We start from the raw sequence: 10,907 nt of genomic DNA on the forward strand, positions 1-10,907 counted from the left end.
AAACAGGAGAACGTCTCATGAAAGGTCTTATCGTCTGTCGTACCGGTATGGGCAGCTCGTTGATGCTCAAAATAAAAGCCCAGAAAATCATCGATAAAAACGGTTGGGACATCGATCTTGAACACGATGTACTGTCCGGCCTTGCTACATGGCAAGGCATTGATTTTGTTATCACAATGCGCGATCTCACCGATGAAATTGAAGCGGCCGGGTTCCGAGCTATCGGCATCACCGATTTGATGAACAGCGAAGAGATGGAATCCGCGCTCATCAGCGTCGTTCAGAACAACTAACCTCTCGGGGGAAATATGGATCTCCTAAAGTTTATTGTATTCGACATTCTGGGCGTAACCCCACTTTTAGTTGGTTTTATTGCACTCATAGGGCTGCTTATCCAACGCAAGCCTATCGAAAAAGTCCTCTCTGGAACCTTTAAAACTATCGTCGGTTTTCTGGTTTTTGCGGGCGGTGCAGGCCTCGCCGTCACCTCTCTGGGTAATTTTCAGACCTTGTTCAGCGATGGGTTCGGTCTGAAAGGCGTCATGCCTTTAGCAGAGGCGCTAACCGGGCTGGCGCAAACCAAATTCGCGATGTGCGTTTCACTCATTATGGTGGTGGGTTTTGGCTGGAACCTGTTTTTTGCCCGTATAACGCCGTTTAAGTACATCTTTCTCACTGGGCAACACAATCTGTATCTCTCCGCCCTGCTTACCGTCACGTTGAAAGCGCTAGGCTATAGCGACATGACGACAATTATCGTCGGTTCTATTTTGCTGGGGCTGGCAGCCTGCCTGTATCCGGCTATTGCCCAGCCGTGGATGCGCAAAATCACGGGCAATGATGAGATCGCTATGGGGCACTATGTCACTCTGGCTTACGCCGCGTCGGGGTGGATAGGCTCAAAGGTCGGCGATCCCAAACAATCAACGGAAAAGCTTAACCTTCCGGGATGGCTCGGGATCTTTAAGGATTACATTGTTTCAGTGTCGATCTCGGTCAGCATTTTTTACTACATTGCCGCGCTGGCTGCGGGTAAAGCCGCGGTCACCGCAGCCGCAGGCGGTATGCACTGGCTGGTTTACCCGCTGTATCAATCGCTCACCTTCACGGCATCGCTATACATTATTATCACTGGCGTCCGGCTGCTGTTGTCTGAAATTGTTCCCGCTTTTCTCGGTATCTCAGAGAAATTTATCCCTAACGCTAAACCCGCACTGGACTGCCCGGTCGTCTTTCCTTACGCGCCTACCGCCACCGTACTGGGATTTATTTCATCTTTTGTCGGCGGACTTGTGGTCATGGGGTTTCTTGCCCTGCTTGGCCAAACGGTCATTATTCCCGTCGCGATTCCCTACTTCTTTATCGGCGCCACGGCAGCGGTATTTGGGAATGCCTCGGGGGGCTGGAAAGGCGCTATTGCCGGAAGTTTTATCACCGGAATTCTGATCGGCATAGGCCCTGCACTGATCTATCCCATCATGGAATCCGTCGGACTGTCCGGCACCAGCTTCCCGGAAACCGATTTTGTCGCCCTGGGGCTGGTTGTGTACTACATCGGCAAAATGCTGCCATAAGAGGGGAATACGATGACTATTGAACAACTGAAGTCGCACGCGCTGAGCGCTCGCCGTGACATTGTAAGCATGATTTATGAATCAGGGATTGGCCACCCGGGAGGTGCCCTTTCCATCATCGATATCCTGACGTGGATCTATGATGAAGAGGTCGATTTTTCTGTTTCGCCGCGGGCCCGCGTGGTGATGAGCAAGGGCCACGCCGTTGCAGCGCAGTATGCCCTGCTGTACCAGAAAGGAATTATCAATCGAAGTGAATTTAGCTCGTTCCGCCAGATTAACTCACGCCTGCAGGGTCACCCCAGCATTAAGTCGATTCCCGAGGTGGATGCCACCACCGGGCTGTTAGGTCAGGGACTATCCATCGCTTTCGGGATGGCCGCGGCTAAAAAACAGCACGGTGAGAACCAGCGCGTCTTCGCCATTATCGGTGACGGTGAAATGCATGAAGGGCAAATCTGGGAAACGCTGCAGCAGGCGGGGCATATGAAAATGGATAACCTGGTAGCCATTATCGACTACAACGGGTTTTCTTCTCACGACCCGGTTAACGAGGTGATTAACCTCGAACCACTAGCCGATAAGATCCGTCATTTTGGCTGGCACGTCCTTGAATTACACAATGGTAATGACATGCACCAGGTCGCCGACACGCTGCTACTGTCACGCCATCTTAAAGGCAAACCAGTCGCGATCATCGCCCATACCACGAAAGGCTGCGGCGTAAGCTACATGGAAAATAACGGCGACTGGCATTCTAAAACCCCCACCACTGAACAGTACCAGCAGGCTATGGAGGAGTTGCAATGATGAAAGCACCACGCGATGAAATCGGTCAGGCGCTGATCGCCCTGAAACAAAAAGGCTACCCGATCGTCGCCATTGATAGCGATTTAGCCAGCTCGACACGGACCGACCAGTTTGCCGCCGTCTACCCGGATGCGTTTTTCGAAATGGGGATTGCGGAAGGTTCGGCGATGAGCTTCGCCATCGGTCAAGCGCTGGAAGGCAACATTCCCTTTTACGTTAACTTCGCCATGTTCATCACCGGCACGGCATGGACTCAGCTACGGCAGGCCTGCTACGCCAAAGCCAATATTAAGCTTGTCGGCAGCCACCCCGGCATGGATGATGGGCCTGATGGCGCTTCGCATCATGCCCTGGAGGACCTGGCGCTCACCCGGGTTCTACCTGGCCTGACTATCCTGACGCCAGCTGATGCCGATGAGGTGGCGGAGGCATTTGAGCAAGCGGTAAACATCAACGGGCCGGTCTACATCCGCGTGGCGCGCGAACCGATGCCGGTCCGCGATAAATCTGTCGTTCCACGCGTCAGCGATATTGCCGCCATCGCCAACAGCGGCAGTGACTTTGCGATCGTTTTTGAAGGGACCGTGCTTGAGCAAGCGACTGAGGGCTATGAAAAGCTCCTCGCCAGCGGTAAAAAAGGCAAACTGATCCACGTCGCGACGCTGAAGCCGTTTAACCAGCAGGCATTCTTTACGCTGATTGAAGGCTGCCCGATCATTGCTTCGCTCGAGAATCACACGGTTAACGGTGGGCTGGGCGGGCAGATAGCCGAAACGCTGGCTCAGGTGGCCCACCCCGCTCGTCTTACCCGTCTTGGCACGCAAGATACATTTACCGAATCCGGTAACAGCCGGCAGCTAAAAGCCAAATACGGCATATCTGGCGACGCGCTATATCGTGCGCTTTGTTAACCAGGGAATCGGTCGCCCAGCGTATCGGGCGACCTTATCAGCAGGAGTTCGACATGGAGAATGCGCTTTTTACCGCCCATCAATTCACCGCGCAAAAAATCGATTGGCGCAGCGCCGTTAAGCTCGCCTGTCAACCGCTTGAAGCACAAGGAGATATCTGTGCTCACTACGCACAAGCCATTATCCGCGCCACCGAGCAGAACGGCCCCTGGTATATCCTTAGTCCCGAGTTTGCGCTACCTCACGCGCGTCCGGAAGAAGGCGTATTAAGCCAGCAAAGCCGCTTGTCACTGCTCTGTTGCGCCGAATCGGTCGTTTTTCCCGACCACCCGGATGTGCGGCTGATTATCGTACTGGCTGCGGCAAACGGTGAGCAGCATATTCAAACCATTCAGCGTCTGGTCTGCTGGCTGGATGAGGACGATCGTTTAGCGAATCTCACCGCCATCACCAACCAGCAACAGTTCACATCGATGATCGCCAGCTTGTAATCGCAAAGGGGGCTTCCCCCCTTTGTTCGCTTTAGCGATTCTTACGCGCCAGCAGCGGGAAAATCAGCCCCAGCCCCACCAGCACAAACGGTGTCGCCACGTTCAACGATAGCTGGAAAGCCCACTCCGGCGTGAAAGCGGTCATTTTCGGGAAAATGCCGGTCAGACAGGCAAAAGCGGTAAACAGGAAGCACCATACACCAACGGTCATCGCCAGCGAGCGATTGCGAATAAACACGTACTCGGCGTGATATTTTTTCCCCAGCCGAATCACCGCAATAAACGCCACGAACACCCACAGATAGCGCAGCGGCATGACCACCGAGTTGAGGTTAAGCAGCCACTTGTAGAGGTTGTTCATATCGCCAATGCCCAGCGTCGGCAGCATAATCAGCAGCGCCACCAGCACCAGCGTCAACAGATAACCATTGACCGGCGTGCCTGACGCATTGGTGCGGCACAGTTTCTGCGGGATATAGCGACTATCGGCATCACTCAATAACACCTTCAACGGCGCATCAATAGAGAATACCAGCGCAGCCACCTGCCCCAACGTGTTGGCAATGGCGTAAATGACCATCAGGCTATTGCCCATATGATAGTACTCGCCGAGGCGCTGGAAGGCGTAATACTGACCGTTGGCCATCAGGTCATCGGGAATATTGTTAGAGTCAAACATCATCCCCATCGCCAGCGAGCCGAGAATGGCGCACACCGCCACCATTACCGCGAGGAAGATCATCCCGCGCGGAAACTCTTTTCCGGGATTACGGGTATTGTTGACGTACGGCGAGATTTTCTCCGCGCCGCCAACGGCAAAGACCAGCATCGAAATGGTGGTGATATAGGTGAAGTCAAAATGCGGAATGAAAGTGCGCCAGGTAATATTGGTGGTGGCGATGGTCACTTCGGTGATGGCCGGTGCGGTCACCGCCATCACCACGTACAGCAGCGACATCACAAACATCGCGATACCGGCGATAGAACCCACCAGCTTCAGCGATTTCATTCCACGCGAAGCCACCCACATAAAGAAGACAAATAGCGCCAGCGTGCAGCCCTGTAGCACGACAACGCCGTACTCGGTGATCAGCGAGCCGTTGCCTTTAATTGCCCAACCGAGGGCAATCAGAATCGCCTGCGGCTTCTGCGCCAGATAGGGAATATGCACCACCCAGTAGGTCCAGGCCGCCAGATATGCCAGCCCCGGCCCCATGGTGTTTTTAATCCAGGTACTGACCCCACCCTTGCCGTCTTTAAAGGTGGAACCGAGCTGCCCGACGATCAGCGCATACGGCGTGAAGTAAAGGGCGAAGATAAACAGCCAGGAGAAAACAACTACCAGCCCCTGGTTGGCGTAGTTATTGACGACGTTGCCAAAACCCCACACCGTAATGAAAGACATCAGCGCGATGTTGTACCATCGCAGCTGTTTCTCTTGCTCGCTTGCCATAAAATCCGTTCCTTGAATGTTATTATTCGCAAATGCGTTATTTTTCGACGGATGATTATGCGAGCACTAAGCGGAAAAGGATAACGTAACAGTGCAAAACTCCAACATCCCGCACATTTAATAGGGTTAATGACGTTGAAGTCAGCAGGTTATAGGCTCGCCTGAACCGCCACTCTACGATAGCGCGACGTGAGTTCAGTATAGTGCCGATGGTGGAAAGGCGCGTTATCAGGCCGATAACGCGCCGAAAATCAGGCGTGGGCCACCGGGGTCGGATGGTGTCCGGCTTTGCGCAGCAGCATCATGAGATACACGAACGACACCCCGGCAATCATAATAAACAGCAGGTTATCGGAATAGTTTTGCATCAACATCGCGGTTAGCGTTGGGCCGACCAGGCTGCCGATGGTATAGCTCAGCAGCAGCGCCTGATTCATCGATACCAGTTGATGGTGTTCCACTTTCTCGCAGGCCCAGGCCATCGCGACCGGATAGAGCGTAAAGCCCGCAGCGCCCAGAATAAACAGCGCGGGCGCCATCATTGCCTGGCTTAACATCCCCATACAGCCGATGATGACGACAAACACCTGGACGCGCAGTACCAGCAAACGACCATAGCGATCCGCCAGCCGTCCAATCGGCCACTGCCCCAGAATCCCGGCGCTGACCATCACCGCCATCCAGAAACCGATGCCGGAGTCGCTGACGCCGCGATGGTTAAGGTACAACGGCATCAGCCCGTACAGCGAACCCAGCACGATACCGGAAATAATGCAGCCGTTGACGCCAAGGCGCGCCTGACGCAGCTTGAACATCGGCCAGACGCGCGCACTGTCGTCCTGCTGTTCATCCTTCTGATTGAGAATACGGGTAAACAGCAGCGGCAGAATACCGGCCAACACCACGCCGGTCATTAGCGGCAGAATGGTCGCCATGTCCGTCGGCAGCTTGCTGACAATGAGCTGGCCGAGCACGGTGCCGATGTAGTACATCATCATGTAGGCCGCCAGCAGCCGTCCGCGGTTGCGGGAAGTGCCGCTGCACATCAGCGCGCTCTCCACCACCACCCAGATCATCGCGCAGCCGACGCCCGCGACAAAGCGCCAGAACATCCAGCTCCAGAAGCCCACCATAAAGCCCAACCCCACGCAGCCCGCAGCAAAAATCAGCGATGCGATGTAATAGCTGAAGTTGAAGCCCAGACGCTTAATCAGTCGACCAGTCAGCATCGTACCGACCAGGTTGCCAGTAAAATAGGACGAACCGACCATCCCTACCTGCCAGGTTGGCAGATTTTCATGGGCGAGCCAGAGCGGGACGAGCGTGTTTAATACCGCGATCGCCAGCGTCAATAACAGTAAGCCGCAGAGCAGCAACAGCACTGGGCGAGTATAGGTGGACATGGGCTAAAAACCGTGAGGATAGAATGATTTCGAGCGCATCATGCCACCGCCAAAAACATTGTCAATCCACCTGATTTGCCCCAAAACGCGCTTTCTGGCGCGACGATTGATGTTTCTTATTCAGCGTGACGGTGCAAACGAATAAGCAAAATGTATTTAATTGTTTTTATTGATAAACGGAGTAAATACGCAGGAAGGGTTCAGTCGAAAAAATTCATGAACAAAAAGTGCCAGGGCGGGATCGCCCTGGCAGATTATTAGCTTAGCTGGCCACCGCCATGCCTACGGTCATATGCAGACCGTAGAACACGCCACGCCCAATCAGCTCTCCGACCAGCACCAGCACAAATGCCAGGCTGAGGAGCGGCAGCGCCGGCTGATAGCCCTTCAACTGCGGAACTATCCAGCACACCAGCGCCAACACAATTGCAGCAACGCGCCACGCCATCAGCGAACCGTAGTCCGGCACCAGCGCAGACGCTTGCTGAATCGAGCTGTGAATCGTGGCCAGTTCAACCCCTTGCATCAGGGAAACCACCACGCTAATCGCCAGCGCCGCGAGGCTCAGCGCCGGCAGTAAGCGCAGTGCCCAACCTTCCACTCCCGCCCAACACAGCAGCAGGTAACCCAGCAGCGGGCCGCCGATAAACAGCGTCAGGAAGAAGCTCAGCGGTGTCCAGACGCTATACCAGGTCGGTACGGTATCGATGGTGTTATAGACGCGCACCATCATCCACACGAAGACCACGCCCAGCACCATCGTCACCACCAGCCACAGGCTACGCAGTGCGCAGGAGAGCTTGTTGGTCACGGCCAGCAGCCAGCCGATACCGCCGACGGCGAAGAAAATCGCGCCGCTGGCAATTTCGTTACTCAGTGACGACGCGCCTACGCGATTCAGCGAGTTAAAGGCACGCATCGGCGAACCGAGGTGTAGCGTCGAGGCGACAAACCCAATGCCCATCAACACCCACAGCGCAAACATACTCAGCACCACGCGCTGTTGCTGCTCGCGCGATAGCTGCCCTTTCATCAGCGCCAGCGCCAGAACGATAAAACCGCCGGCCACGCACTGCCCAAAGACCGTGAAGATCATCAGCGGCCATTCATGCCATCCACTTCCCATCTCACACCTCCTTCGGATTGGCCAGGTAGCCAGTGGTATCGCCGCACGGACGTGCATTGGCGTTAGGTTTAATCACAATGCTTGGTTTGGTGAAGTGCGCCGACGGCAGCGGCGCAACAGCCGCCAGTTGGCCGTGCTTCTGGCGCAGTTCTTCAATCGGCCCAAAGTCCAGCGCGCGCAGCGGGCAGGATTCCACGCAGATTGGTTTTTTGCCTTCCGCTACGCGCTCATGGCAGCCATCGCACTTGGTCATATGACCTTTGGCCGCGTTGTATTGCGGCGCGCCGTATGGGCAGGCCATGTGGCAGTAACGGCAGCCGATGCAGACATCTTCATTAACGACCACAAAACCATCTTCACGTTTGTGCATCGCGCCGCTTGGGCACACTTTGGTACAGGCCGGGTCTTCGCAGTGGTTACAGGCAATCGACAGGTAGTAGGCAAAGACATTCTGGTTCCAGACGCCGTTGTCCTCCTGCCAGTCGCCGCCCGCGTATTCGTAAATACGGCGGAAGCTGACGTCCGGGGTTAAGTCTTTGTAATCTTTACACGCCAGCTCGCAGGTTTTACAACCGGTGCAGCGTGCCGAATCAATAAAAAAGCCATATTGGGTGGTCATCGGTTACTCCTTACACCTTCTCAACCTGGACAAGGTTCGTGTGCGATGGGTTGCCTTTCGCCAGCGGCGACGGGCGTTGAGTGGTCAGCACGTTAATGCAGCCCGCCTGGTCGATACGTTTTGTATCCGGGTCATACCAGGCCCCCTCACCCAGCGCAACGATGCCCGGCATCATGCGTGGAGTCACCTTCGCTTCAATATGCACTTCCCCGCGGTCGTTGAAGATACGCACGCGATCGCCATTGGCAATGCCACGTTTCTTCGCATCCAGTGGGTTGATCCACATCTCCTGACGGCAAGCCGCTTTCAGCACGTCGACGTTACCGTAGGTGGAGTGCACACGCGCCTTATAGTGGAAGCCGGTCATCTGTAGCGGGAATTTTTCCGCCAACGGATCGTTGTAGTTTTCAAAGCCCGGGGTGTAGATCGGTAACGGATCGATCACATCGCCTTCCGGCAGTTCCCAGGTGGCAGCGATTTTCGCCAGCTCCTCGGAGTAGATCTCGATTTTCCCTGACGGAGTCGTCAATGGGTTGGCCTGTGGGTCTTCACGGAAGGCTTTGTACGCCACGTGGTGGCCTTCAGGGTCGCGCTGTTTAAAGATGCCCTGCTTACGGAAGGTATCGAAATCTGGCAGCTCCGGCACCGCCTGGCGAGAAAGTTCATGCAGATGACGCATCCAACCTTCCTGCGTGCGCCCTTCGGTGAACTTCTGCTCCACGCCCATCCGTTTCGCCAGCTCGGTGGTCATGTCGTAAATCGTCTTGCACTCGAAACGCGGTTTGATGACCTGATCGGTGAAGATAACGTAGGACATGTTGCCGCAGGAGGCATCCAGCGCGAAGTCCATCTGCTCGGAAGCGGTGCAGTCCGGCAGCAGAATATCGGCATATTTCGCCGATGAAGTCATGTGGCAGTCGATCACCACAATCATTTCGCATTTCTTATCGTCCTGCAGAATTTCATGGGTGCGGTTAATTTCGGAGTGCTGGTTAATCAGACAGTTACCGGCATAGTTCCAGATCATTTTGATCGGCACATCCAGCTTGTCCTTACCGCGTACACCGTCACGTAGCGCGGTCATTTCCGGACCACGAACGATCGCATCGGTCCACATAAACATGGAGATGCTGGTTTCAACCGGGTTATCGAACGTTGGCATACGTTCGAATGGCACTTCATAGGAACCTTCACGCGCGCCGCTGTTGCCACCGTGAATACCGACGTTACCGGTCAAAATCGACAGCATGGAAATCGCGCGGGTGACGATTTCGCCGTTAGCGTGACGCTGCGGACCCCAGCCCTGGGAGATATAGGCCGGTTTAGCGCTGGCGATTTCACGCGCCAGTTTCACGATACGATCGGCTGGAATACCGGTGATCGTGGATGCCCACTCCGGCGTTTTCGCCGTGGCATCATTACCCTGCCCTAGGATATAAGCTTTGTAGTGACCGTTGGCCGGAGCACTCTTCGGCAGCGTTTTCTCGTCATAGCCGACGCAGTACTTATCGAGGAACGGCTGATCGACCAGATTTTCGGTAATCATCACCCACGCCAGCGCAGAAACCAGCGCCGCATCGGTACCCGGACGAATCGGGATCCATTCATCTTCACGGCCCGCGCCGGTATCGGTATAGCGTGGATCGACAATGATCATCCGCGCGTTCGATTTCTGCCGCGCCTGCTCCAGATAGTAGGTGACCCCGCCGCCGCTCATGCGCGTTTCGCCAGGGTTGTTACCGAACAGCACCACCAGCTTGCTGTTTTCAATATCGGACGGACTGTTACCGTCGGCCCAACCGCCGTAGGTGTAATTCAGACCGGCAGCAATCTGTGCTGAAGAGTAGTCACCATAATGGTTCAGGTAACCGCCGCAGCAGTTCATCAGACGCGCAATCAGGGTTTTTCCCGGCGGCCAGGAACGGGTTAAGGTGCCGCCGAGCGTCCCGGTACCATAGTTGAGATAAATAGATTCGTTGCCGTAATCTTTGATCAGGCGCTTCATATTATCGGCAATGGTATCAAAGGCTTCTTCCCAGCTGATACGCTCGAATTTGCCTTCACCGCGTTTACCGACGCGCTTCATCGGGTATTTGAGACGGTCCGGGTTATAGACGCGACGGCGCATCGAGCGGCCGCGCAGACAGGCACGCACTTGGTGCAAACCGTCGTAGTTATCATCACCGGTATTATCGGTTTCTACGTATTTAATCTCGCCATCGACAACATGCATGCGCAGCGGGCAGCGGCTTCCACAGTTTACCGTACACGCACTCCAGGTTACGTGCTCAGCGGCGGTAGCCGGGGCCAGCGTATCGGCCGCGTTCACGATGCGGCTAAAGGGAAGCGTAAAAGCGCTGCTGGCCATCGCCAGGCCACCTATGGCCGTGGTTTTCATTAAACCACGGCGGCTGACCTCGGCTGCCAGTAAAGCATCGGGGGTTTCAGTTTTCATGGACACTCACTTCGTTGCTTACATTGGAAACAAAGCTCGTTATATAGTTTAATATACAACGAATG

10 protein-coding genes are annotated in these 10,907 nt (G+C 55.0%); 5 read left to right on the forward strand and 5 right to left on the reverse strand.

What is annotated here, in order from left to right; translation table 11 throughout:
• Positions 1-17: 17 nt before the first annotated feature.
• The 5 genes from NNN71_RS20950 to NNN71_RS20970 are packed head-to-tail and all read left to right on the forward strand — an operon-like array spanning position 18 to position 3,786.
• Positions 18-293 (forward strand): PTS sugar transporter subunit IIB, encoded by a 276-nt coding sequence (locus tag NNN71_RS20950; RefSeq protein ID WP_163447730.1) that lies wholly within the window; start codon positions 18-20, stop codon positions 291-293.
• Positions 294-308: 15 nt separating this feature from the next.
• The gene (locus tag NNN71_RS20955; protein ID WP_064548768.1) at positions 309-1,574 is read left to right on the forward strand and encodes a PTS ascorbate transporter subunit IIC; all 1,266 of its coding nucleotides are present in this window, start codon (positions 309-311) and stop codon (positions 1,572-1,574) included.
• Positions 1,575-1,586: 12 nt separating this feature from the next.
• Positions 1,587-2,384 carry a transketolase gene (locus NNN71_RS20960; protein ID WP_271459257.1) on the forward strand — a complete coding sequence of 266 codons (798 nt, stop codon included), beginning with the start codon at positions 1,587-1,589 and terminating at the stop codon, positions 2,382-2,384.
• Positions 2,384-3,295 carry a transketolase family protein gene (locus NNN71_RS20965; protein ID WP_271459260.1) on the forward strand — a complete coding sequence of 304 codons (912 nt, stop codon included), beginning with the start codon at positions 2,384-2,386 and terminating at the stop codon, positions 3,293-3,295. Before NNN71_RS20960 ends, NNN71_RS20965 begins: the two co-directional genes overlap by 1 nt.
• A 53-nt stretch (positions 3,296-3,348) precedes the next feature.
• Positions 3,349-3,786, forward strand: coding sequence for a PTS sugar transporter subunit IIA (locus NNN71_RS20970; protein ID WP_271459258.1), 438 nt, complete (start codon positions 3,349-3,351; stop codon positions 3,784-3,786).
• A gap of 31 nt (positions 3,787-3,817) precedes the next feature.
• On the opposite strand, the gene NNN71_RS20975 is transcribed toward NNN71_RS20970, so the two are convergent.
• From NNN71_RS20975 to dmsA, 5 genes are all read right to left on the reverse strand, one after another.
• Positions 3,818-5,239 carry an APC family permease gene (locus tag NNN71_RS20975; RefSeq protein ID WP_249022092.1) on the reverse strand — a complete coding sequence of 474 codons (1,422 nt, stop codon included), beginning with the start codon at positions 5,237-5,239 and terminating at the stop codon, positions 3,818-3,820.
• Between the two features lie 251 nt (positions 5,240-5,490).
• Complete coding sequence (locus NNN71_RS20980) at positions 5,491-6,642, reverse strand: MFS transporter (RefSeq protein WP_167576296.1); 1,152 nt, start codon at positions 6,640-6,642, stop codon at positions 5,491-5,493.
• A 262-nt stretch (positions 6,643-6,904) separates the two neighbouring features.
• On the reverse strand, positions 6,905-7,768 hold the full coding sequence (locus NNN71_RS20985; RefSeq protein ID WP_271459259.1) for a dimethyl sulfoxide reductase anchor subunit family protein: 864 nt from the start codon (positions 7,766-7,768) through the stop codon (positions 6,905-6,907).
• A 1-nt stretch (position 7,769) separates the two neighbouring features.
• Positions 7,770-8,387: a DMSO/selenate family reductase complex B subunit gene (locus NNN71_RS20990; RefSeq protein WP_167576297.1), complete on the reverse strand. Its 618-nt coding sequence runs from the start codon at positions 8,385-8,387 to the stop codon at positions 7,770-7,772.
• Positions 8,388-8,397: 10 nt separating this feature from the next.
• On the reverse strand, positions 8,398-10,842 hold the full coding sequence (gene dmsA / locus NNN71_RS20995; protein WP_064548754.1) for a dimethylsulfoxide reductase subunit A: 2,445 nt from the start codon (positions 10,840-10,842) through the stop codon (positions 8,398-8,400).
• Between the last annotated feature and the right edge of the window lie 65 nt (positions 10,843-10,907).

The organism is Kluyvera sp. Awk 3 (assembly GCF_028069715.1).
GTDB classification, from domain to species: Bacteria; Pseudomonadota; Gammaproteobacteria; order Enterobacterales; family Enterobacteriaceae; genus Kluyvera; species Kluyvera georgiana_A.